Source organism: Wolbachia endosymbiont (group A) of Sympetrum striolatum, assembly GCF_947250715.1.
GTDB lineage: Bacteria > Pseudomonadota > Alphaproteobacteria > Rickettsiales > Anaplasmataceae > Wolbachia.
In genome coordinates, this window is sequence record NZ_OX366342.1 from 750,144 (window position 1) to 774,500 (window position 24,357).

General features: G+C 34.5%; 25 protein-coding genes and 1 pseudogene. 12 read left to right on the forward strand and 14 right to left on the reverse strand.

Going from position 1 to position 24,357, the window contains the following annotated elements; genetic code table 11:
• Positions 1-287: 287 nt before the first annotated feature.
• On the forward strand, positions 288-407 hold the full coding sequence (locus OOK87_RS03695) for a WPE palindromic element domain-containing protein (protein ID WP_264688089.1): 120 nt from the start codon (positions 288-290) through the stop codon (positions 405-407).
• A gap of 137 nt (positions 408-544) precedes the next feature.
• Here OOK87_RS03695 and OOK87_RS03700 read toward each other — a convergent pair whose 3' ends face one another.
• The 6 genes from OOK87_RS03700 to OOK87_RS03725 all read right to left on the reverse strand — a co-directional run bounded on the left by OOK87_RS03700 (position 545) and on the right by OOK87_RS03725 (position 7,903).
• Positions 545-1,471, reverse strand: a complete 927-nt coding sequence (locus OOK87_RS03700; RefSeq protein WP_264688090.1) for an ankyrin repeat domain-containing protein — start codon at positions 1,469-1,471, stop codon at positions 545-547.
• Between the two features lie 54 nt (positions 1,472-1,525).
• On the reverse strand, positions 1,526-3,232 hold the full coding sequence (argS, locus tag OOK87_RS03705) for an arginine--tRNA ligase (protein ID WP_253308947.1): 1,707 nt from the start codon (positions 3,230-3,232) through the stop codon (positions 1,526-1,528).
• A 348-nt stretch (positions 3,233-3,580) separates the two neighbouring features.
• Positions 3,581-3,997: a hypothetical protein gene (locus OOK87_RS03710; RefSeq protein WP_264688091.1), complete on the reverse strand. Its 417-nt coding sequence runs from the start codon at positions 3,995-3,997 to the stop codon at positions 3,581-3,583.
• Between the two features lie 69 nt (positions 3,998-4,066).
• On the reverse strand, positions 4,067-4,852 hold the full coding sequence (locus tag OOK87_RS03715) for a hypothetical protein (RefSeq protein WP_264688092.1): 786 nt from the start codon (positions 4,850-4,852) through the stop codon (positions 4,067-4,069).
• A gap of 76 nt (positions 4,853-4,928) precedes the next feature.
• On the reverse strand, positions 4,929-5,501 hold the full coding sequence (locus OOK87_RS03720; RefSeq protein ID WP_264688093.1) for a hypothetical protein: 573 nt from the start codon (positions 5,499-5,501) through the stop codon (positions 4,929-4,931).
• A 686-nt stretch (positions 5,502-6,187) separates the two neighbouring features.
• Positions 6,188-7,903 carry an ABC transporter ATP-binding protein gene (locus OOK87_RS03725; RefSeq protein WP_264688094.1) on the reverse strand — a complete coding sequence of 572 codons (1,716 nt, stop codon included), beginning with the start codon at positions 7,901-7,903 and terminating at the stop codon, positions 6,188-6,190.
• A gap of 272 nt (positions 7,904-8,175) precedes the next feature.
• Here OOK87_RS03725 and OOK87_RS03730 point away from each other — a divergent pair, with 272 nt between their 5' ends.
• Positions 8,176-8,361 carry a hypothetical protein gene (locus OOK87_RS03730; RefSeq protein ID WP_264688095.1) on the forward strand — a complete coding sequence of 62 codons (186 nt, stop codon included), beginning with the start codon at positions 8,176-8,178 and terminating at the stop codon, positions 8,359-8,361.
• A 424-nt stretch (positions 8,362-8,785) separates the two neighbouring features.
• On the opposite strand, the gene argB is transcribed toward OOK87_RS03730, so the two are convergent.
• Both argB and yihA read right to left on the reverse strand, forming a co-directional pair.
• Positions 8,786-9,697 (reverse strand): acetylglutamate kinase, encoded by a 912-nt coding sequence (gene argB, locus OOK87_RS03735; protein ID WP_253308952.1) that lies wholly within the window; start codon positions 9,695-9,697, stop codon positions 8,786-8,788.
• Positions 9,698-9,701: 4 nt separating this feature from the next.
• The gene (yihA, locus tag OOK87_RS03740) at positions 9,702-10,298 is read right to left on the reverse strand and encodes a ribosome biogenesis GTP-binding protein YihA/YsxC (RefSeq protein ID WP_373457554.1); all 597 of its coding nucleotides are present in this window, start codon (positions 10,296-10,298) and stop codon (positions 9,702-9,704) included.
• Between the two features lie 103 nt (positions 10,299-10,401).
• Here yihA and prfA point away from each other — a divergent pair, with 103 nt between their 5' ends.
• A complete protein-coding gene (gene prfA / locus OOK87_RS03745) occupies positions 10,402-11,481 on the forward strand; it encodes a peptide chain release factor 1 (protein WP_253308954.1) in 1,080 nt (359 codons plus the stop codon).
• Between the two features lie 28 nt (positions 11,482-11,509).
• Here the strand turns inward: prfA and OOK87_RS03750 are convergent, their stop codons facing one another.
• Positions 11,510-12,673 carry a multidrug effflux MFS transporter gene (locus OOK87_RS03750; protein ID WP_264688098.1) on the reverse strand — a complete coding sequence of 388 codons (1,164 nt, stop codon included), beginning with the start codon at positions 12,671-12,673 and terminating at the stop codon, positions 11,510-11,512.
• Between the two features lie 16 nt (positions 12,674-12,689).
• On the opposite strand from OOK87_RS03750, the pseudogene OOK87_RS07520 reads away from it, so the two are divergent.
• Positions 12,690-12,833 (forward strand): annotated as a pseudogene (locus OOK87_RS07520) (N-acetyltransferase); the annotation flags it as partial.
• Between the two features lie 306 nt (positions 12,834-13,139).
• On the forward strand, positions 13,140-14,069 hold the full coding sequence (locus tag OOK87_RS03755; protein WP_264688099.1) for an AEC family transporter: 930 nt from the start codon (positions 13,140-13,142) through the stop codon (positions 14,067-14,069).
• A 189-nt stretch (positions 14,070-14,258) separates the two neighbouring features.
• Here OOK87_RS03755 and OOK87_RS03760 read toward each other — a convergent pair whose 3' ends face one another.
• The 4 genes from OOK87_RS03760 to OOK87_RS03775 form a co-directional block, all read right to left on the reverse strand.
• Complete coding sequence (locus tag OOK87_RS03760; protein WP_264688100.1) at positions 14,259-14,396, reverse strand: hypothetical protein; 138 nt, start codon at positions 14,394-14,396, stop codon at positions 14,259-14,261.
• Positions 14,365-14,679, reverse strand: coding sequence for an FtsB family cell division protein (locus tag OOK87_RS03765; protein ID WP_264688101.1), 315 nt, complete (start codon positions 14,677-14,679; stop codon positions 14,365-14,367). Before OOK87_RS03765 ends, OOK87_RS03760 begins: the two co-directional genes overlap by 32 nt.
• A 49-nt stretch (positions 14,680-14,728) precedes the next feature.
• Positions 14,729-14,857, reverse strand: a complete 129-nt coding sequence (gene ykgO, locus OOK87_RS03770; protein ID WP_006279631.1) for a type B 50S ribosomal protein L36 — start codon at positions 14,855-14,857, stop codon at positions 14,729-14,731.
• Between the two features lie 69 nt (positions 14,858-14,926).
• Positions 14,927-15,745: a pyruvate, water dikinase regulatory protein gene (locus OOK87_RS03775; protein WP_264688102.1), complete on the reverse strand. Its 819-nt coding sequence runs from the start codon at positions 15,743-15,745 to the stop codon at positions 14,927-14,929.
• A gap of 150 nt (positions 15,746-15,895) precedes the next feature.
• Between OOK87_RS03775 and ccmC the strand changes: the two genes are divergently transcribed.
• Both ccmC and OOK87_RS03785 read left to right on the forward strand, forming a co-directional pair.
• Positions 15,896-16,606, forward strand: a complete 711-nt coding sequence (ccmC, locus tag OOK87_RS03780) for a heme ABC transporter permease CcmC (RefSeq protein ID WP_264688103.1) — start codon at positions 15,896-15,898, stop codon at positions 16,604-16,606.
• Positions 16,607-16,677: 71 nt separating this feature from the next.
• A complete protein-coding gene (locus OOK87_RS03785; RefSeq protein WP_264688104.1) occupies positions 16,678-16,845 on the forward strand; it encodes a hypothetical protein in 168 nt (55 codons plus the stop codon).
• A gap of 67 nt (positions 16,846-16,912) precedes the next feature.
• Here OOK87_RS03785 and OOK87_RS03790 read toward each other — a convergent pair whose 3' ends face one another.
• Entirely contained in the window at positions 16,913-18,580 is a 1,668-nt protein-coding gene (locus OOK87_RS03790; RefSeq protein WP_264688105.1) for a hypothetical protein, read from the reverse strand.
• A gap of 180 nt (positions 18,581-18,760) precedes the next feature.
• Here OOK87_RS03790 and OOK87_RS03795 point away from each other — a divergent pair, with 180 nt between their 5' ends.
• From OOK87_RS03795 to OOK87_RS03815, 5 genes are all read left to right on the forward strand, one after another.
• Positions 18,761-20,038: an adenylosuccinate synthase gene (locus OOK87_RS03795; RefSeq protein WP_264688480.1), complete on the forward strand. Its 1,278-nt coding sequence runs from the start codon at positions 18,761-18,763 to the stop codon at positions 20,036-20,038.
• A gap of 256 nt (positions 20,039-20,294) precedes the next feature.
• On the forward strand, positions 20,295-20,717 hold the full coding sequence (locus OOK87_RS07525) for a hypothetical protein (RefSeq protein ID WP_264688106.1): 423 nt from the start codon (positions 20,295-20,297) through the stop codon (positions 20,715-20,717).
• 171 nt (positions 20,718-20,888) lie between these two features.
• Positions 20,889-23,216 (forward strand): hypothetical protein, encoded by a 2,328-nt coding sequence (locus OOK87_RS07530; RefSeq protein ID WP_264688107.1) that lies wholly within the window; start codon positions 20,889-20,891, stop codon positions 23,214-23,216.
• A gap of 146 nt (positions 23,217-23,362) precedes the next feature.
• Positions 23,363-23,626 carry a translation initiation factor IF-1 gene (gene infA / locus OOK87_RS03810; RefSeq protein WP_164224845.1) on the forward strand — a complete coding sequence of 88 codons (264 nt, stop codon included), beginning with the start codon at positions 23,363-23,365 and terminating at the stop codon, positions 23,624-23,626.
• A complete protein-coding gene (locus OOK87_RS03815; protein WP_064125248.1) occupies positions 23,604-24,197 on the forward strand; it encodes a Maf family nucleotide pyrophosphatase in 594 nt (197 codons plus the stop codon). Before infA ends, OOK87_RS03815 begins: the two co-directional genes overlap by 23 nt.
• Positions 24,198-24,357 lie beyond the last annotated feature (160 nt).

Sequence of the window (24,357 nt, forward strand, 5' to 3'; positions counted from 1 at the left end):
GCTGTACAAACATTCATTTTTGAAGACAGCAAATGGTGTCATTCCAGTCTGGAATCCAGAAATTTTGCTTATAACTGAGCTGATGAGCTAAAGGTAGTTGTCTTACGCTAAAACAAACGTTTTTAATTAAGTTGCATAGAACCAGTGTCTGGGCACTGCCCACTGGTGGCCCAAACTACAACGTTCGTACAGTTGTGCGTGGCGCTAACACGTAGCGGGATGACAGCAGTCCTACGTCATACCGTCACGGTATCTCTAGATCCCGCTAACACGTAGCGGGATGAAGGTTGTCAGGGTGTCATCCAAGTAGCCTCTTTCTTGTCATCCCAGTGCCCAGACACTGGGATCCAGGAAACTTAATTGCAAGTAATGCATTGGGTTTGGTGAGTATGGGTTTTGCGTTATAGAATGAAGCACTTTTGGTGAATTTGTAAAGAAAACTGGATTCCAGACTAGAATGACACCTACAGACACTCCACTTGTTATTCTAACGCGTGACACTGGAATCTAGATAACAATTAGACCATATTGTCAAGCAATAGGATTACATAAAATACCCTGCATATATTTTCTGCTCATTTGGTGGGCCTTGTTCTTCTTTCACTTCTTCTACTTTAGTACTAGGTTTTAACATCATATATGTGATACCACCAACTGCTAGTGCTGCTGCTGCAATTGCAACCACTGCTGTTACTATAGGTATTAACTCAACTGCAACCGTTCCGGTTACAAAAAGTGCCACTGCTACAGCAGTGCCTAATACTGCGACTGCACCACCTGCAAAAACACCTTTTTTAATCGCTGATGTAGGTTGTTTTTTTTCTGTTTCTTCCAGAAGAGGTGTTGTATCCTTATTATCATCCTTATCTTGCGGTAAATCGTTTTTTTCTTCGTTTAGTTTTTTTAGCTGTTTTTCTTCTTCTTCCAGAAGCTTCTTTATATCACCAGTTCTAGCTAAATCTCTTGGAGTTTTTCCAGAATTATTCTTTAATAAAAGATCTGCTCCTTTTTTTAATAGAACTTTTACTATATCTATATGACACTTGTAAGCAGCCAAATGTAAAGGAGTCCATCCATCTTGATCTTTTGCATTAACATCTGTTCCTTTTGCTATTAGAACTTTTACTGTATCTATATGACCATTTCTAGCAGCATTATGTAGAGGAGTACTTTTAAAATTATCTTCTGCATTAACATTTGCTCCGTTTTGTATTAGAGCATTTACTACATCTGCATGACCATTTTTAGCAGCTGAATGCAATAACATAAATCGATCATATGCTATTAATGTATCATCTTCAATTTCAAATAGGTAATCTACATCAAAACCAGCTTCTTCCCATTTCTTATATTCTTCTGGATATTTCTTTAATTCCTCTTTTATTTTGTCAATTACGTTGTCTTTACTTAAGCCTTCCTCCTTATCAACTGCGCTTAACATTCTTTTCCACTGCTCATAGTTCATTGTCATAATTTTACCCCTACTTCAATAATATTTTAATTATCATGTATTATGGCAAAAAAATCAACTCATTTCTTCCAAAGGCTCTATATTGAAGATAGAAAGTCCAGAAGCGATGACGTGTGCTAAGGCTTGTACAAGGAACATTCTTGCAGCGGTGAGGTTTAAGTTGTCTTCCAGTATGAACCGCATGTTTAAATCACTCTTGCCATACCCCCATAAAACGTGAAACGCTTCTGCAACTTCAAGTAAGTAGAAAGTAATTCTGTGTGGCTCATAAAGCCTTGCCGCTGTTTCTATCACATTTGGCCACTTTGCTAAGGTTTTTATGAGGAAGAGCTCCCCATCTGTCTTTAAAAGTGAAGGGTCTGCTGTTGGGAGCTCTTTTGGAGCATTACGCATTAACGAATGAGCACGAGCATGCGCATATTGCACGTAAAAAATAGGGTTGTCTTTTGACTGTTCTTTAACTTTAGCAAAATCAAAGTCCAAGACCATATCATTCTTGCGTGTTAACATTATAAAACGAGTTATGTCCCTGCCAACTTCTTCCACTACATCTCTTGCTGTGAGGAAGTTTCCTGATCTTTTGGACATCTTAACAGGTTTGCCATTCTCGAAAAAATTCACAATATTATGCAGTTTTACCTCTATTTTTGCTTGATCATCACTTAGTGCAGAGACAACTGCTTTTAGCCTTTTGATATAACCACTATGATCACTACCGACTGCTACTATCATATTATTAAAACCACGTGATATCTTATCAAAATGGTAAGCGATATCTGAGGCAAAATAAGTCCAACTGCCGTCCTCTTTCTTCAATGCGCGGTCAACGTCATCACCAAATTTTGTAGAGCGAAATAACATTTCTTTTCTGGAAGTCCAGTTTTCACTTTCTTTGCCTTTTGGTTTCTCCAGGTACCCTTCATGCACCAAACCCTTGTCAGACAATATCTTTATACTCTCTTCAATTTTGCCACTTTTTTGTAGCTCATACTCTGAAGTAAAAACATCATGACTTACCCCAAGTAAGTTCATGTCTTCCTTTATGATTTCTAAGATAGAACTTAAAGTATATTCCCTAATCACCTGATTATCTTGCTTTTCTAGAAGCTCCTTGCCATATTTTTTGGCTAGCCCATTCCCTATCGGTTTTAAATATTCACCTGGGTATAAACCTTTTTCAATGCTGATTTTTTCTCCCAGAGCTTCCTTATACCGCAAATATACTGACTTTATTAGTGTATCTATCTGCGCTCCAGCATCATTAATATAGTATTCCTTAGTAACTTTATAACCAACTTTTTTCAATAAATTTGCCAAAACGTCACCAAATACTGCTCCTCTTGCATGACCAATATGCAGTGGACCAGTTGGATTTGCCGATACAAATTCAACATTGATGGCCTGATTGTTCCCTATATCTAGGGTGCCAAACTCTGTTTTTAGCTCATTTATTTGTTTTAAAATTCCATGCCATACTTCTATTTTTAAGTGCATGTTGATGAAACCAGGGCCTGCTATTTCCACTTTTGCAACTTCATCAAAAGGTTTAAATTCTCTTGCTAAGATCCCTGCAATCTCAACTGAATTCCTCTTTTCATGCTTTGCAAGCACCATGGCAACGTTTGTGTAAATATCTCCATGCGCTCTATTGCTTGGAGGCTCTACAATAAAATTTGCCGCACTTGTATTTATGACACCCCTTTGCTTCAACTCATTTAATTTGCTGGAAATTAGAGAGGAAACCTGTTTGAAAATGTTCATTAACTAAAAAGCTATAAGACTTGTAGCAGTATAGTGGATAAATGGAAGGAGTTGAAGGGTTATCTGATGTAATCTATAGCTAAAGTGACTTAGGTTTACCGACAATTTGAAGAACTGTCATTCCGCTACCCGTTAGCGGCCGCGGTGGTATGACGTGTTGCTCCGTGTCAGCTACTTGGATGACACCTATAGCCCTGTCATTCCAACGCGTAACGCTGGAATGACAAAGAAGAATGGGCTATTGGTTTTTCATATGGTTATGCAAAAGCCTAATCTTGCAGTCTTTTCTTTAATGGCACATGTATCAAAATCGTATAAGCTTATACCATTCCCTGTTCAAAATATCATTTATATAAAAAACACTGGCACTACCTCCGAAGAATCCCAAATTACTTCTTTGCACAATTCACAATCTCTGCCACCTTCTGTACAATCAGTTATTCTTTTCTTCTGATCAAAAAATGTTCTGCATTCATCAAAAGTTTTATTACTTATTGTTCCATCTTTTCTTACAAGTCTATCTGTTTTCTTGTCAGCAATCATCAGTGATTGACTTTGAGAGAGCACCACCACTGGCTTGCCTCTGTCAATACTGTCAGGGTAGTAATATGCTCTTGTGTTAACTAAATAACTATTGTCAGAAAACATGTCATTCTTACAAGATGCATACCAATCAGGCCAATGATCTTTGTTACCAACTTGGCGTATATTATAAGATTCTTTGCAAGTACTATTCGAAGGAATAGTAACGCACCATGAATTCATAGTTCCTCTCCAAGTGATAAAAGGGTATTCCATGCCATTCTTATTGCAGTCAGTTGCCGTTATACCAAATTATTTTACATAATAATCATTAGTTTTAATCTTGTCAATAATGTCTGCACTTAAGTCAGGGTATAATTTATTTATTGCCTCTCTTATATAAAGCTTACCATCGTTACTTACGTCAATATAGTTACCATCTTTTTTGCTGTTTTCACATCCTTTTCGGTTACACCCACCATCATCAATTATTTCTTTAGTTTTCTCTTCAAGGTTACACGTTTTTAATATGTCACAATTTAACTTTACCTTTAATTCTTTGTCTATTTTTTTTTCTACTTCCTTTATCAATTCACCCTTAGTCTTATCATCAATCTCACAATTAAGATCTTTCTCTAGTTCATTTTTAATCTTTTCTTTTATTTCATCCTTAGTCTTATCATCAATCTCACAATTAAGATCTTCCTCTAGTTCATTTTTAATCTTTTCTTTTATTTCATCCTTAGTCTTATCATCAATCTCAAATTTAAGATCTTTCTCTAGTTCATTTTTAATCTTTTCTTTCAGTTCATTCTTAGTCTTATCATCAATCTCAAATTTAAGATCTTTCTCTAGTTCATTTTTAATCTTTTCTTTCAGTTCATTCTTAGTCTTATCATCAATCTCAAATTTAAGATCTTTCTCTAGTTCATTTTTAATCTTTTCTTTCAGTTCATTCTTAGTCTTATCATCAATCTCGGACTTAGGGTCTTTACAATCATCTAGCTTTGTATGTAAATTAATTTTTAACATACGTGGCAGCTGACGTACATGACTTGCATGCTTATAATTTGAATAAGGAAAAGTGTTTTTTAACATAAAATAGCTCCATTAATAAATAAGAATTAACATAAAATGGGGGTGTGTACTAACAATGTACACACCTTGGTTGCCTTTATATAATATGAACAGTATCTTCTGGTACTGACATTTTTTCAGAAAAAAATGCTGGTTCTTTGCGTGAGTCTATTATAGAAGCATTTATCGCATCCACACAAGCTTTGCATTCAGAATTGCTATCACATCCTCCTTTGAGACGATTGTCTGGATCAATTTCAAGGTTGTTGTCAGTTTTATCTATAATTTCTTTACAGTCTGCAAATTTTAAGCCACTAGTTTTCTTAGTAATGGCATCTTTAATCTCTCCAGAAGTTGCGTCAACTGCTATTGTAAGTTTTGAAAAGTCAATTGGTTTTTTAGGTTCTGGACAAGCAGGACACTCAGGACAAGGAGGTATTTCTACATCAGGACATTTTACATCAGGACAAGGAGGTATTTTTATATCAGGAAGCTGTATATTTAATTCGAGTCTATCATAACACGGATCAAAGTGGTCATGGCAATGTGGGTTAAAGTGGTTATGACAATGTGGATCAAAATTATGATGGTACCGTGGGTCAGTTGTGCAAGCTGTGCGCGTAGGAATACATGAACCAACACGTGGAGATGAGGAAAAATTATAATTCATAAGAATCCTTTAAAAAATAACTATTAGATTATTATAGGATAAAAAAGTTAATGATTTAATAATTTTGAGGCTAAAATTAGCATATACAAACTTACAGTACATTTCAAAATACGACTTTAATGTAGCAGATATTAGAGTTAAAAGTTTTACTATGGTAGAATAATGATAAGATTCCAAGAAGAAGCTGTCAGTAGTCAAATTAGTCGTGTTGCTGAAATAAATTGTAATATATGGTTACTGTGAATAACAAGTAAGCACCTGTTTATTATATTTTCAAGCAAAATGTGAAGCACATGGGAAACCATGTGCTCTTGGAAGCACGTATAGCTAGACGTGCGTTTATGAGTTGTTTAAAAACAATCTTCTAATAAAGAAACCCAAATTCATCACAAGGATTATAACATGTGTCATAATAGTTATGATATGAGTTAAAATGATTGTGGCACGAATTAGTAGCACAAGGTGCGTATGCAGGTGCACAAGCTTGTGCACAGTTCGATACTGGTGCTGGTAAAGCTGGCAAATTATAACCCGTACATGGTAGTTTTGGTAAATTACTGTAATGATAAGTCATAATGATCCTTAAAAAAATACTATAAGATTATTATAAATTAAAATGATTAAAAATTTAATAACTTTAATTATAAATCTAGCATATCAACTAACGATATGATGTAAATTTTCTTTCAATTCCACTGTATCTTCGCCAGTTTTGCATACAACCCGTCTTTACTTATTAGGGAGTCATGAGTCCCTACTTCTTCTACTTTTCCGTGATTAATTACTATAATCTTGTCAGTTTTAAGTGCAGTTGATAGTCTGTGTGTAATTACGATCGTTGTTCTGTTTTGCATTAACTTGCTTAATGCTTTTTGCACGAGGTTCTCACTTTTATAATCAAGGGCAGAGGTTGCTTCATCCAGTATTAAAACCTGAGGGTTTTTGAGCATGGCTCTTGCTATTATAATACGTTGTTTTTGTCCTTCAGAAAGTTTTAATCCTCTTTTTCCTACAAATGTATCAAATTTATCAGGCAGCTTATCAATAAATTCCATCGCATAAGCGCTGATAGCTGCTTGCTTCACTTCTTCATATTCAGCACCAGGTTTGCCATATAGTATATTTTCCATTATTGAGCAAGAGAATATTATGTTATCTTGTGGCACTAAGCCAAACAACAATCTGAGGTCATTTAACGCAATTGACTTAATATTGTGCCCATCGATAGTAATGCTGCCTCTGCTTGGATCATGAAAACGGAGCAGAAGTTTTAAAATGGTGCTTTTACCACTGCCAGATGGTCCAACAATTGATACTACTTGACCTGCCTTTATAGAAAATGATATGTTATTTAACGCTGGCTTATCAGACTGAGATTCATAAAAAAATGTCACGCCATTAAACGAAATTCCTTTTTGAACACTACAAATTTTTATAGGATCATTGGCATCTGCTATAGAGCTTTTCATATTTTTAAATTCAAATAAACGCTCTACTATTCCAAGACCTCGTTGTAAATCACTGATATTATCGCTCAAATTATTTATAGCTCCTGCCGCAAGCGCTGAATAAAACACAAATGAGGAGAGTTCTCCAATAGTTATATTATTGCTTAAGACTTCTTTAATACCAAAAAAGAGCAAAACAACTAGTGAACCTATCACACACGTGATAACTAGAGTTACTAAAATAGCACGCAAGAGTACTAATTTTACGTATGATTTTGATACTGAGTTTAAATACTCTTGAAAACGGATTTTTTCATTTTCTTCGAGTACAAACGACTTGATAGTCACTATAGATCGAAAGTTTTCCTCACTAAATGACGCAAGCTCACTTAATTTATCCTGGGCAAAGCGTGCATAGCTACGCACTTTTTTTCCAAGTGAGGTCATGATAATGAGTAGTATAGGTACTATTGCGGCTGCATACGCAGTTAGGTGCAGATTTGTATATAATAACATGGCAACACTGCCAATTAATATTACAAAATTTCGCAATATGGTGAGTAGGCTGCTATTTATTATTGATTGCAGCGCAGAGGTATCAGTAATGAGTGCTGAGATAACATCTTGTACGCCTGTGTTCTCAAAGAAACTTGGTTGCAAGTCAGTGATACTGCTATATAAGTCATATCTGATTCTTGCGATAACTTTCTCGCTGCCAATGCCAATGAAATATAACCGAGTAAATGCAGTGAGAGAAATGGCTAAAACTATAAGTATTGCAACTAATAGTTTGGTAGTAAAATCGTGCTCTGTGCCAGAATCAATTATGTTGCTTAAGCCTCTGCCAAAGAGGAGGATCGTTAAGGCTGAAAATAAAACTGCAATAAAAGCTATGATGAAATAAGATAGATTAGGCTTTATATAGCAAAATAACTCTCTAATATTAGATCGCATCGTATTTTGAAGTTTCTAAAGTTAAGTATATAGATTTTAGTTTCAGGGGAAAGGGGAAAGGGGAAAGGTGTAGCACAATAGCTAACGTCATACCGTGTACAAACGTTGCAATTTTTAAGCAAAGTGATGTTGTTCAAGTAGCTGACACTTGGGGTCTATGTTTTTTCTGGTCACACGCTGGAATGACAAAGTGAGCGTGCGTAGGTGTCATCCCAGTACTCCTTTCTCGTCATCCCAGTGCCTATTTCTTTGTCATCCGAGTAGCCCCTTTTTTGTCATCCCAGTGCCCAGACACTGGGATCCAGAAAAGTTTGCTTGTAAGCAAGCAAACTAGCATAGAAAGTGGTTACAACATTTTCGATGAGATTATATGGAAAACTGGATCCCATTGTCTGGGCACTGGGATGACAGCAGTCCTACGTCATACCGCGATTCATTCGCGGTATCTCTTAACATAGATCCCGCTAACAAGCAGCGGGATGACACCTCTCTTGTGCTCTTTTAGCTACAAACATTAAGAAATTTACCAAATGAAAAAAAAGGCAAAGAACTCCCGTGGTGCGAGTTTTGACTCTATATTACTGTAAGTGGCGCTGTAATAATGTGCTGACGCTTAGTTTAAGCGCGTTTTGGCTGAATGTAGAAAAAATTTAAAAGACATGCAGCCGCTATAATTTTATGTAATCCGTCAAAAAATACCCTAAGTTTTTTACTGAATTTTGTCATTGAGCCTGCAGGTCAAAAACAAGTTTTGAGTCATAAATACCCTTATTGTCATAATAAGGGGGCCGGCGGAGTTTGTCAAGTAAGTTTTTTCGTTTCTATTCCCAAGAAAAGTTCGTCATATGGTTATGCAAGAAGTCTATTCGTGTAGTTGTCTAGTTATAAATCACTCACAATTGATATGCTTGAATTATTCTCAGTAAATAAATCAAGCATAATGTTAGGTATTCTACCATCAACTATGTGAACAACTCCAGCACATTCCTCTACCATTTTAGTATATGCCATAAGCCTTCTAATAAATTTTTCTCCTTGAATTTTGCCACAATCAATCGATGCATTTAAATTTTTAACAGATATCTTCCTGCCACCAATTTTATCTATTTCTTCACCTGTATCGCTAAAGGTTATCATTTTAGATGCAGAAACTGCAATTGCAATTGTGCTTGCAGTGCTATCGGCATCAATATGATATGTTTCCCCATTTTTTCCATGACCAATTGGTGCAATAACTGGTATAAAATCTGATTCTTCAATAAAAAATAATATATCAGGATTGATTTCAGTGGGCCTACCGATGAATCCCATGTCTAGTATTTTTTCGATGTTATTTGATCTGTCTTCCTTAAGCGTAGCGCTTATCTTTTCAGCTTTTATTAAGTTGCCGTCTTTTCCACATAATCCAATAGCTGAACCACCAGCAGAATTTATATGCTGAACAATTTTTTTATTAACTGAACCACACAGTGCCATTTCAATGATTTTTATAGTGTCTTTGTCTGTAAGTCTGATACCATTCACAAACTTACTGTCCATACCCAGCATTTTTAACACTGAGTTAATTTCATATTCTCCGTCATGAACTATCACCGGATTTATACCAAGCTGCTTTAATAAGACAACATTATGCACAAAAGTATAGAATAGTGTTTCATCTGAGATCGTTACGCTGCCACATTTAATGACAAAAGTTTCACCCACAAAGCTAGGTATGTTAGATAACACTTCAAGTAATATTTCTGCTTTTTGTTCAAATGATACTTCACCCTTTAAAAATTCACTACTCTTCATTTTTTTATCTTGTAAACTTGAAAAACTCATCTCTTACCTTGGTTATTTTATGCTTAATACGGATGCTTATTTGATGAATTGACACATTCTCATTATTAATCCATTTTTGAGTATCTTCTAGAATGGCATCTAGGCTTTTTTGACTCACTTTATCTATTTTTGTTAGCACAACGTTAAAGTTAATATTATTATATATTAACCAATAAATGAAGTCTTTGTCTATTTCTTTTAATCCTACCTTGCTATCTATCAACACAAACACTCTTCTTAGATTTTTTCTTTGAATTAGATAATACTCAATTAAGTTTAAATATTGTATAATTTCCTCCTTACCTGCATGAGAATAACCATACCCTGGTAGGTCAACAAGTCTGAATTTATCATTGTACATAGAGTAAAAATTTATTTGTCTAGTACATCCAGGTTTAGAGGAAACTCTGGCAGCTTTTTTGCTGTTTATCAGTAAGTTGATCAGACTGGATTTTCCTACATTTGATCTACCAGCAAACGCAATCTCTGGAGCCGACTCATCTGGTAATGATTTCATGTCCGAAGCTCCAAATATGAAATTGCAGCTTGATGTTATCTGTCTTGCCATTATATTCAAGTAGAAGGTAGTAGATATATTATAGTGTTATTGCTTGATATAAGAAATTTTTTATTTCAGTATATATTACTTAGTTAAAATACTAGATCTGTGCTATATGAATATAGAGAATAATTTACAAGACTTAAAGAAAAAATTTAGTGATATAGAAAGGAACTTGGAAAACCCTGCCAATTTAAGTCAAAAAGAATTCATTACTCTTTCAAAGGAATACTCTGAGCTCAGGCCAATAATCAAGATAATTGATGAATATAACACGCTGAAAGAGGAAATTTCAGACTTAGAGGAAATAATGAAAGATGAAAACAGCGAAGGTGATATAAAAGAGTTAGCAAAAGAAGAATTTTTCGAAAAGCACAAGGTATTATTACCAAAAGTAAAAGCAAAACTAAAATTAGCATTATTGCCTAAAGATGAAGATGACTTAAGAAATGCAATATTGGAAATCAGAGCAGGTACAGGAGGAGAAGAAGCAGCATTATTTGCAGCAATGTTATTTCGTATGTATCAAAAATATGCAGAAAGAAGAAATTGGAAGTTCGAGCCAATAAGCATTTCTAATACAGGTATAGGTGGCTATAAGGAAGCTTCTGCACTCATTAATGGAACAGAAGTTTTTGCAAGGTTGAAATTTGAATCAGGAGCACACAGAGTACAGAGAGTGCCAGAAACTGAATCCTCAGGAAGGTTACATACCTCTGCCGCTACTGTTGCGATATTACCTGAAGTAGAAGAAGTTGACTTTAAAATAGAAGAAAAAGACTTACGAATAGATGTTTATAGATCCAGTGGTCCTGGAGGGCAATCAGTGAATACAACTGACAGCGCAGTAAGGGTCACCCACTTGCCAACAGGGATAATTGTAATACAGCAAGATGAAAAATCGCAGCACAAAAATAAAGCTAAAGCGCTTAAAGTATTGAGGGCAAGGCTATACGAAATTGAAAGACAAAAAAAAGAAATGGAAAGGTCAACAATGAGAAAAAGTCAGATTGGCTCTGGTGATCGTTCCGAGCGCATAAGAACATATAATTTTCCACAATCAAGAATAACAGACCACAGAATTAATCTAACTTCACATCGGCTAGAGCAGATTATAAAAGAAGGTGAACTAGATGAATTTATTGAGGCATTAATTTCACGTAATGAAGCAGAAAGATTGGCCGGGGAAAGTTAATCGCTCACATCTGTAAAAAGATCATTAATTATACCGGATCTTTTAAAAACAATAAACAGGCAGTAAAAACAAGTTCTAGTACTATCGCGGATAGAACAAGAACAGCTACACTAATTGCTTGACCGTTGTAAACGTAGCTTGTTAAGCCGATAAAAATAGCCATGATAAAAGCTCTAATGAACGAGACTGCAGAAGAAGCTGTGCCTTTAATTTCAGGGAAAACATTTATTGATGCATTAAAAATCACTGGCTGGCAAATTGCACAACCGATAGAAAAAATAATCATAGACAGTGTTACTAAGTAGAAAGAGTGGGGTACAATTATACTGAATATTACAAGCAATAGAGACCCAATAGCACCCACGCTTGTACCAGAAATTACACACCATATTGCTCCAAGTTTCTGTAAGATTTTGCCAGCAAATAGACTAATGAGTGAGAAGCACCCAACTATTGCACCTTGATGTAGTGCATAAATAGTGCTAGATAAACCAAAAGTCTCCATATACAAAAAAGGTCCACAAGTAATGAATGACATATACGCAGCAGAAAAGAGGCTTGACATTAAAGACAACGTAACAAACCTCGGACTAGATAGTAGTTTTCTGTAATCTTTCATTATTTTTTTCAAACTGAAAGCATCGCGATCCTTTTTTGTTTCTGGTAACAGAAAAAGCAGCAAAACCCAAGAGATCAAACAAAGTATTGCAACAGTTGCATAATTACCACGCCATCCTACAATTTCATTAATGAAACTGCCTAACACTGGCGCAATTGCCATGACAACTGTAAGAACAGAATTCATGATTCCAATAAATTTCACCGCTTCGTCGCCTTTGTAGCTGTCTGCAACGATTGCAAACACAACTACAGATGTGCTAACACCAATGCCCTGAACAAAGCGAGAAATTAAAAGCCAAAAAATCGACGGTGCAAAAACACAACCAACAGCGCCGATTAATAACAAAGTGTTACCTATGATCATAATCCTTCTTCTGCCATAGCATTCAGACAATGGACCAAAAAACAACCCTCCTATGCAAAAGCCTAGGAAATTATAAGCAATAGTTAATTGAATTGTGCCTTCTGATACGTTAAAATAGTGCACCATATCAGGAAAACTAGGTACGGAAATGTCAATTTCAATGAACTTAACAATTAGAGACAGGATTAATAGAAAGGGTAGTAACATTTGAAATTTTTAATTAATGAATAAAAATATCACATTTAAAGCGTTGAAAGAAGAACATTTTTTACTGTTATTAAAATGGTTAGAAACACCTCATGTGAAGCTATGGTGGGTAAATTGGACACTAGGGTTAATTAAAGAAAAATATGACAACTATGTTAAAGCCCTTACTCTCTGTCCTAACTTTACTTATTTCCTCTTACTTTTTCAACAGTCCGTCTAAATTACCACAAGCAGTTTAATTTTTCATCATTATTCAAAAATATGCAAGGAGCTTTATAGAAACTTAACATAATTTTATCATAAAAATGTCATTCTTAAGTCTTATGTAAAAACAAATTTTGACACTAAGTGAATCTTTTTTAATTAACTATGAACTGGATAAATTGGAAAATAAATTTTGTTTACTTTTATAATACCTTAAGATCTAATATCACTTTATCAGTCAAAAGTATCACAATAGGCTAGTATGTTCCTTACTCTTTTCCTAAAAATATTACCTATTTATATTACAATATTTATTGGTTATTTATCAGGAAAATGTCTTAAAATTGACAGAAACACTATATCTCAAATACTCTTTTATATAGCTAATCCAATAGTGATTTTATATGGAGTCTCTCATACAGAAGTTAATTTAAAAGTAATTTCTCTGCCGATTTTGATATGGTTTATAGGTAGCACTATGTCCTTATCAGTGTATTATCTTTCTTCTTTTTTATTTAAGGATAACACGAGAAACATATTAGCGTTTAGCTCGGGCAGCACAAGTATGGGGTATTTTGGCCTGCCGATTGCCATGGCTTTGTTTGATGAAGATTCAGTATCTGTATATGTTGTTTGTTATATAGGAATGGCGTTGTTTGAAAATAGCTTAGGATTTTACATAGCTGCAAATGGTATTTATACCGCAAAAGAATGCATATTAAAGTTGTTCAAACTTCCTTCGCTTTATGCGATGGTTCTGGGCTTCTTTTTAAGTATATATGATATACAAATACCTACTTTTTTAACAGATGTTATGATGAATATTAGAAGTACATTTGTCACATTAGGGATGATGCTACTTGGAGTGAGCATTGCAAATATTACAAGCTTTAAAGTAGATTGGAAGCTTACTTTGATCACTATTACAGCAAAGTACGTATTCTGGCCACTGTTTGTTTTAGGAATTGTCCTTCTAGACAAACATGTTATAGGTGTATACGACGAGAGTATATATAAAGCACTGATGTTGCTGGCTATTATTCCAGTTTCTGGGTCCAGTATAATACTTGCTAATATTTTGAATTATCAACCAGATAAAGCTACTCTGTTGCTTCTAATTAGTACTGCAGTGGGACTATTTTATGTTCCACTAATAATATCATTATTTTTTACTAAACTTATTCTTTTTTGATCAAGCGGTAGATAAAACTTAAATTTACACTAGCTTCTTGCATAATCACATAAAAAACCTACTCTTTTTTGTCATTCCAGCGCGTGACGCTGGAATCTAGTTTCACTTTATGATGGTGTCATGAAAGTAACTGGCACTGGAATCCAGAAAAAAGAATGGTGTCATGAAAGTAGCTGACACTGGTTCACTCTATAATGATGTCATTCCAGTGTCAAGCACTGGAATGACATCATAGGGGCACTGGGATGACAAGAAAGGGGCTTGAATGACAGGAGGTAACGCAAGAAGTCTACTGCTATTCCACGTCAAGAACAACCATAAGTTCATTAGGGTTCACATAACCTAAAGCATTTTTTGCTTGCTCATCAAGCAGATCTAAATCTAAGCTTTTTTCATATAAGCCAAATACTTTATTGTCCAACTTTTCCTTTTCAGAAGAGACATCCTTTAGCAAAAGCTTATTGTACTCAATCTCTTTTTTTAAGTCGATTAACTTCAATAAGCCACGTTTACCTGTAATTGTGCTAATGCTAAAATATAATGTAAGAGAAGAAATGAATAAGGCTGCGCTTAAACACAATAACTTTTGCTTCTTTTTAGGTATAAACACCGTACTTTCACATACAAGAAATGTATAACATGAAAAGGTGAACAAAAAGCTAAGAACCTTGACGCGCTTTACACCTTGGCTTTACCTTGTTTATAATGTAAATCTTACCACCCCTTTTCACAACTTTACAATTTTTATCTCTGTTACGATGAGATTTTAGCGACCCTTTGACTTTCATATCTATAGTAAGAATTAAATTACCTTACATTATGATCACTTACAGAGAGTTAGTCAATTGATAAATTTTTCACATTTTATTAAAATACTGTATAATTGTTGCTGATACTTCTTCGATTGACTTTTGCGTGACATCAATAATTGGCCAGTTATTCTGCTTAAATAGTTCCTCTGCTTCTTTAATTTCCTTTTCTACTTTTCTAGGATTAGCATATATATTATTATCTTCGTTGTTAATTGAAGTAAGTCTATTTTTGCGTATTTCTATTAGCCTACTTACGTCTATTGTTACCCCTATCGTTAGTTTATTTTTTAATTTTGCCAAGTCGACATAAAAGGGTACTCCACTAACAAAAGGAATATTTGCAACCTTATAGCCTCGATAAGCTAAATACGTACTGGTGGGAGATTTTGATGTACGTGAAACTCCAACCAAAATTATATCTGCTTTATCAATATCTTGAATATTTTGCCCATCATCATGATTAATAGTGTAGTTTATTGCCTCAATGCGCTGAAAATATTCGTTATTTATCTCATTATGCAAGTCAAGCTTTTCGTCTTTTTCAATTTCAAGATAGGACGAAATTTCTCTAATAATATGTGATAATATTGCTCTATAGGGAATTTTCAACTTTATACAGTTATCTTTTAGATATTTTCTTAGCTCATCATCAGTAATAGTGCATATAACAAAATTATGCTCATCACTTTTCCTATTAATTTCCTCCAGAATTTTGTCAATCTGCTCTTCTCCTTTCACAAAAGACCAAACATATTCGATTGTTTCTACAGAACGAAAGTGTTTCAGAGCTGATTTTGCAACTGATATAACAGTTTCACCACTTGAATCTGATACTAAGTGTAAATTAAGCTTTTTAAGGGTCATGTTTTATATAGTGTTATACTAAAAATAATAGCAAGCAATCGGCTACTGAAATTGTGCTAATTTGTTAATCTATGTCAATGCAGAAAAACTATCCTGTTGATAAAACTCAAACTAATTGGTAAATTCTTAACGCAATTATTCTCAAAACGAATGTTTTTATTAAAGCCTACAAATTTCACTTCTTTTTCTAAAAAAGCACTACCTTGGCTTGGGGTTATTTGTTTCGCATGTTTTTTAATTGGAATGTTTTTAGCGTTATTCTTCTCCCCAGAAGATTATAAACAAGGAGAAATTGTACGAATTATGTACATTCATGTGCCTTCTGCATGGCTTGCTCTTGGAATATATGGACTCATTGCATCACTTAGTTTCATTTCATTGGTGTGGAACAATAGCATTGCTAGTGTCTTGGCACATGCTGCTGCTCCTGCAGGGACAGTCTTTTCTGCAATATGCTTAATCACAGGTAGCATCTGGGGAAAAGGAACCTGGGGCACTTGGTGGGTATGGGATGCAAGGCTTACTTCAATGCTAATTTTATTTTTCCTATATGTTGGCTACCTTTCATTGTGGAGCGCTTTTGATAATGAAGCGAGGGCAGAAAAATCAGCAGCAGTATTTGCCATTTTTAGTGCTATAAATATTCCCGTAGTAAAATTTTCTGTGAATTTATGGTCTACTCTCCATCAGCCAGCAAGCATTTTGAGAAGAGGTGGAGTAGCAATAGAAAGTTCTTTGCTGTTGCCACTCATTGTAATGTTTATGTTTTTTGCCACATTTTTTTTAGTAGTGTGGATACTATACTCACTTCACTTAATTAATTTGTACAAAATAAAGAGAGAAATCAGTATGCGGTATTAGGTAGCTTTGTAAGTATACAGGTAAATATGCTAGAGAAAATTAGGTAAAATATCTTTGGTCACTTTAAATACTTGCCTGCTGAAACTGAAGAACGTGCTATGTTATGTGATCTAACTAATTTTAAAAGCAGCAATGACCAACTAACTAGAATAGATCAGGTATTGAATCGAGATCAACTTGAACATTTTACCAACGTTCTTGAAACATATGATGCAACGGCACGTAGTTTTTACGATTAGGTGCATTGTAAAATAGCAACCGTTGCAACCATGAACTCTAAAATATTCAAGGAGCCTACCAGTATCTTTAAAGTAAATGTTCATGTGATTCCACAGATAATTTCTGTTTTTTGATTCTATCTGTCCATTTATCATTTTCTATATCTTGTTTGTTGGTTGCTCTTTTTTCTTGCTCAACAATTGCCTTATCTACCTTCTGATAAATTGCATCAATTGCATTAATTGCATTTTTTTCTTTGTATACTTCGCTTTTCCCTTCAATAATTAACTTAATAAAAGTATTTACAACAGACTGCACTTGATTATGATTAACCTGACCTTTTATCAAAGAAGGTAAAGATCCTAATTCCATTATATGTTGACCTATGTTATTCTTTATACCTTCTGTATGCATTAAATTTATTATTTCATCATCAAACTCTTTCAATACTTCTGATGCTATTTTATTTTGAGTGGAAAGCCCTAAATTATCTGCTACTTCACTTGTTAATAACTCTCTGTTTTCTTTATTATCTTCCAATTTAGCATAATTACTCAACAGATCCATAACTGTAGATACTCTGACTTCAACAATACCATCAACATCTTCATTTCCTAAAGCAACTCCTGATTCCAATAACCTCCCTCTGAGATTTTTGCTTAAAAGATTGATAAACTCTTTATTTGCATCCGATCCTGTAGCAGATATTGTACCATCTAAATAGTTACTTTGAGTACCTAAGCTATGCTCTATTTGTATTTTTGTCTCAGGTTTAAATCCTAATTTTGCACAGAATTTCTGAAAATATTCTTTAATAATGTCAAACAAGCTCTTGCCATTATCTTTATAATTTTTTAACTCTTTAGGAATAGTAAGTGACAATTTACCATCTCTGTATGTTACAAAGTCTTTACCATCTTGAGACTCAAGTGTAAATTCTAATGAGTTAGACAGATCACATATCTTATCACCATGCATAACTTGATTTTTAACAGATAGTATTGGTAGCCTCATGTCAGATCTAATTCTTACATTATTTTGGTTAGCACAATCAATATTTATTACTTTTTTAGGATTTTCTACTATGAACGACTGTCCAAGTGCAAGTTGGGTTTGTATAAATGGAGCAGCCTCATACCCTGCTTGATTACAATTGGTGACTAGCTCTTCTAAAATAGCATTACTTGGAACTTCTGCTCCAGCGTATCTAAACATTTTTTTGAAAACTTCTTTTGCAAAGGAACGGTAGTCTTTGTTTTCATCTTTCTCTGTTGGTAATAGATGTTGGCCAGCATTGTAAAATTCTTCAAATTCTTTCTTATATGAATCGGTTTTTTGATGATTGGCAGTTTTGGGATTTTCACAGTGATTTTTCCATAGCTCACCCAATGCATTACTTACAAGCTCTTTCTCAATATCTTCGAGTACTGAAGCAACAAAAGCTTTGCCATGATCCGTATCTATTTCTCTTGTTCCTTTTTTGTTAAATATTTCGTCATTATATATATCATCACTATTAAAAAGTTCGCTTTTGTGGTGCTTAGCTCCTTCCTTAAATGCAATAATAAGATTTTTATCTATTTCTTTTCCGTTAATAATAAAATTCATCCTTTGAAAATCTAAGAACATTGTTTCACCAGAATTTGCTAATTCATTATCTTGACCTGCTCTTAATTTACTAAAATTGAACTCTTTAGCTGTGGCCTTTAATCTAACTACTGGACTCTTATTATTTTTTCCTTTTGCCTCTTTCATAAATAACACCTTACTGTAAATATGCTGTAAGTTATATCATATAATGATGAATAGTTTGGTAATATATTAAGAAAATCGACAGTATATTTCTTTATTTAAGAGGTGCAGGAAAGGCGCAGATTTCTCTTTCCATTTGTAGCGTACTGCATTAATATTTATGTATTAATTTAGAAAATAATGATGAATAACATTGTAATTGTTGGTCTGCAATGGGGTGACGAAGGCAAGGGTAAAATAGTAGATTATCTTTCTGGGAATGCAGATGTAGTTGTGAGATTTCAGGGAGGAAATAATGCAGGGCACACTATAGTAATAGATGATGAGGTTTATAAATTAAATTTACTGCCCTCTGCTGTTTTGAGAACGGGCAAAATATCCATCATAGGAAACGGTGTTGCTCTTGATTCACATGCTCTAATCTCAGAAATAGAGTCATTGAAAGTTAAAGGAGTGGACGTAAACTATAACAACTTGATGGTATCCGAGAGCTGTCCATTAATACTTAGCGTACATAAGGACAAGGAAAAGCTATTTGAAGATTTAAACGGAAATCACAAAATTGGTACAACAAACAAAGGGATAGGGCCATGTTATGAAGATAAAGTTGGAAGGAGAGCTATACGCCTTTGTGATTTAGAAAACGCAGATGAGCTCAATAAAAGAGTGGATACTCTTCTGAATTACCACAATGCTATCAGAAAAGGCCTTAACTACCAGGTGGTTAAAAAAGAAGAAATATTAAAAGAAATTCAAGGGATTTCAAAAAAAATTCTTTCATATAAAAAACCTGTGTGGAGGATATTAAATGACTTTGTGAAAGAAGGTAAGAAAATAATATTTGAAGGCGCCCAAGGCACATTTTTAGATATCGACCACGGAACTTACCCTTTTGTTACTTCAAGTAATACTGTAGCGTCGCAAGCAATAACAGGCTCAGGATTAGCCTCCAATGCTTACATTATTGGTGTGGTAAAAGCTTATACAACAAGAGTGGGCAATGGTCCATTCCCTACTGAGCAAAAGAACGAGATTGGAGATAGCTTATTTACTATAGGCAAGGAGCTTGGAACAGTGAGCAATAGAAGAAGGCGCTGCGGATGGTTTGACGCAGTTTTAGTGCGCCAGGCTGTGCAACTTTCTGGAGTTTCAAGCATTGTATTAACCAAATTAGATGTGCTTGATTCTTTTGATACAATTAAAATATGCACTGGTTACAAGTATAGCGGGAAAATGTATGATTATTTACCCGCATCGCATTCAATACAGGAGGAATTAGAGCCAATATATGAAGAGTTTCCTGGCTGGAAAGAAAATACTCAGGGTAAAAGGTCGATTGAAGCATTGCCTATCAATTTAATAAAATATATAGACAAGTTAGAAAAATTAATAGGTGTACCAATTCATCTAATTTCAACTAGTCCAAAAAGAGAGGATGTTATTAAGCTTAAAGATTTCTGAAAACGTCTTTTAACTTTTATCCAATAAAAAAAATACTTGCATAACTCAAAATACTAAGTCTATTATATAAGATATTATTGTAAACTTATAGTGAGTAGTGCATAATGAAAGACAAAAGCTTAAGTTTAACACTTGCAGTTATTTTCAACACAATTAAGTTAATAATAAAAGTTAGTGTAGAACGTGGTTATACAGTTTGATTTTTTTGAATATATGTTAATTAGTATAATGTAAATATAGTTAAAGGAGGTGTGTGATGATTGGAGGTTTGACTAAGGGAGACAAAACAGCAGAGGCAGGAAAAACAAGTGATCAGTCAGAGAATTATGATGTTGAATCAGTTATAAGGGCAGCATCATGTACCTGGTATGCAATACATCGCCTACTGGTGTTGTATGGAGAAGAAAAAGAAAAATTATGTTATTCATCACGGTTTACACTACCTTTTATATCTCTCAAGAACCGTATCAATGAAGTGGAAAAAGAAAATCCTTCCACTAAGGACTCTGCTACAATAAAGTTCTGCCGCTCAATTGCAGAAAATGATAAATTATGCAAAGAATTAAGAAATTTAAATAATCTTGCTGAAAATTTTGCCAATAAAGAATTTGATTCTCAATTAGAGAAGATAATAACAGGTTTTAAACTAAAAGATCTAGAAGACAAGGTAGGCTTCTGAGTACTTTTAAAAGAAGAAAGTGGCTTCACTGCTATACAAAAGGCTTATAGGGATGAGTGGAGTTTTTATGACCTAATAAACGATAGAGATTTTAAACAAACGTACATAGATAAAGCAGTAACAGAGTCTGCTAATAAGAGCTTTAAGGAAGATATAAATAAATGCATAAAGTTGGCAGAGCAGGGAAAAAAAGCTGCAAGTAAATATTTTGAGAGGAAAGACGTAGAGCTTCAAGCTTATTACACAGAAACTGATAACGCTCATAGAGTTTTGAATGTTAACCTTATTAATTACAATAGAAGTGAGCCAACAAGGATTAGTGACATTTTACAGCAAGAGAAAGATATTAAAGAACTGAATATCTATTGCAATAAAAAACATGAAATATACGCTCATCAAGAAGATAAGAAAAGATATTATGAATTTAAAGAAGGCGCATATTATGAAATGACAAGCACTTGGCCTGTAGAGAGTGGATCCAGAATGTGTACCATGATTATGAATGTGAGTAGTAGCGGCATAACTGAAGTACTAAAATTTGATGGTGAAGATTTTGTGTCATCGGAGGAGATCCTAGAATTAATAAAGCAAAATGATGAATTATATATTCAAGGCCTCGTCTTACATGATGCTGTAATGAAATCACTAGAAAAGGGTAAGGCTGCTGATATTGTACCTACTGCTAATAATAATTTTCAAAATGAATCTATAGTGGCCTATCAAGATAAGGAACCAGGGGGGGAATCGAAAGGTCCAGACCCTAAAGTTGATGATGACAATAGCCTTCCTTCTTCTCCTTCTATTAATAGCAATGCATTAATTCAAACAGAAGTCAATTTACAGCACACTGAAACTCAACCAGAAGTTGCTTCACAACAAATGGATGAATTGATTTTAAATAATCAGATGCTGTCCGAAGAAAACGTTGAATTGAAGCAAGAAGAAGCAGAGTTGCAAGTGATAAATAAAAAGCACCATGAATTAACACAAGAAAATCAGCAACTACAGGAGAAACTAGAAACAACCCAAGCAGAAGATAATCAAACAATTGTAAAAGAGAGGCAGAATAGCGATTTACAAGATAAACTTGGAGAAGAGAGACCAGAATTCGACATTCCAGAAAACGAGTACGAGGAATTTCCAGGAGATACAATGCTTATACTTAAACTCACTGAAGATGAAGATAACGTTAATGTTACACCAGAGAAGAAAAAATTACGCAGATTTTCAAGCGTTGATAGTGGACTTGGTGATGAGCATTATGTATCGGATCAGAGACCTGTAGAAATTGAGCAAGAGCAAAAAAACACAGAATTGCAAACTGAACTGGCACAAAAAGATAAAAAGTTAGCAAGTGCGTTAGCAGAGCTACAAGGGAAAGCACAAGAACTTGAAAGTGTATGTGAAGAAAAAGGAAAGCTAAGGCAAGAGCTGGGAGTTGCTAATGCAAAAAAGGAGGAGTTAAAAAGTGAATTAAAGAAATCGCAAGAAGAACTATATCATGTGCAGGAAGGAAAATCTGATTTAGAGGACAAGTTTAACCATTTAGAACACTTGAATAAGAAGATGGATGGAAACCAAGAACAGCTTTCAGAACAAGTATTAGATCTGCAAAAAAAATTATCATGCTCGGAAGAGGTAACCCAAGAATTAATCAATAAGTTAAAAAGTGCTGAAGCAGAAAAAAAAGAAGTGAATCAGAAACTTGCAGAAGCTGGGCAAAGAATTGAAACATTAAAAAAATGGACTAGCGATTTACAAGATAAACTTGAAAAAAAGGAGCGAGGATCAAAGGCAGAAATAGATGCAATGCGCAAGGAGTTAACGCAGCTTAAAGAAAACCTGAAGAGGAATGAGGAAGAATTTAAAAGTGTGCATGAAGAAAAAAGAAAGCTAGAGGACAAGCTGAAAGTTGTTAATACAGAAAAGAAGGAATTAGAAGAAAAATTAAAAGAACGTGAAAAAGAGATAGACCAAGAAGCACAAATAATGGAGGAAAAGGAGCAGTTTATAAGCAATTTAAAATGTCAAATGCAAGGGTTGGAAAAAGAGCATGAAGATGAGATTAAGGAATTGGAAGAGAACCTTGATGCATTGAGCGACATCATTGCAGGTAAAGTTTTGGATATTGAAGGTCTGATGAAAAAATTACAAAACAGTGAAAAAGAAAAAGAGTTTTTCCGTGGTCAAGTAGAAGAGTTAAGTGAAGAAACGTTTGCTGATAAACAAAAAGGCTTCAACAATCAATTTTATACTCTAACAGGAGACATTTCTAGTGAGCCTGATAATGTTCCACGAAAGAAGATAGAGTTATCCAGATCTTTAAGCTTTGATAGTGAATCTGATAATAAGTCTTATGTTCCACAGGAAGGGGACAATGATAGCGCATATGATAGCAATGAGGAGAATTGTGATAATCATCCTTGTAGTTCAGTTCTAGTCCTAGGGTCCGTAAGTCCTATCAGAGCACAGGCAAGGAGTAGAAACGTAGGTAGGTAGCTCACCTTCCTCTCGCATTATTGTGAAGATGGTTGGGGTTAAGTTGCAAGAGAAATACTTAAGTGGGGTGCAAAAAGTCTTTTGTGTTGATAATAATTTAAAATCTATAGTAGACTGAAAAAGATTATTAAATTATAATATAACATATGATAAAAGACGAGAAATCGAAAACAATTTTTGAAGTGGAAGGGGCAGTAACTGCTTTACTACCTGCAGCAGAATTTAGAGTGAAACTGGACAATGAACATGAGATTATCTGTCATGTATCAGGGAAAGTGAGAAGAAGTAAAATACGCATCATTATCGGGGATAGGGTGTTAGTTGAGATGAGCATTTACGATAGGAATGCGAAAAAAGGTCGGATCATTAGAAGGCTTAAAGGTACAAGTGACAGAACGATCTCTAAATAATCTTATTCTTGCTTCATCATCGAAAAGGCGTATAGCTTTACTAAAACAAATAAATATTGAGCCAGGTTTAATTTTGCCAGCAGACATAGATGAAGCCCCTTTAAAAAAGGAACTTCCGAAGGATTACTCAATCCGTATGGCAAAAAGTAAAGCTGAGAAAATACAAAGTTCAAATCCAAATTACTTTGTGCTTGGTGTTGATACAGTTGTTGCTTGTGGTAGAAGGATATTGCTTAAAGCTGAAAACGTTGAGCAAGCAGAAAAATGCATCCGCTTGTTATCAGGAAGAAGGCATAGAGTATATACCAGTGTGTGTCTATTAACTCCCGATCAATCTAAACAACATATTAGAACTGTGGTTACAATAGTGAAATTTAAACGTCTCAGTGAACAAGAAATTAAGTATTATTTAGCATCAGAAGAGTGGAAAAATAGGGCAGGGGGATGCAATATACAAGGCCTAGCTGGGATGTTCGTATTGTTCTTACGCGGCTCCTACTCTTCCGTTATAGGGTTACCATTACATGAAACCTATTGTTTGCTAAGTAATTATTTTAACCGGGAGTGTTAAATAAACCATACGCGTCAAGTTAAGGCCCAATATAGCACCATTTAAAGTGGGTAGATAGCCTTTCGAAATCCCTTAACAAGTGTGCCCAACAAATCTGTCTTTTTTCGTCACTGAAGTAGTGGGAGTGTTAAATAAACTGTGTCAAACCGAAAAAAAAGTA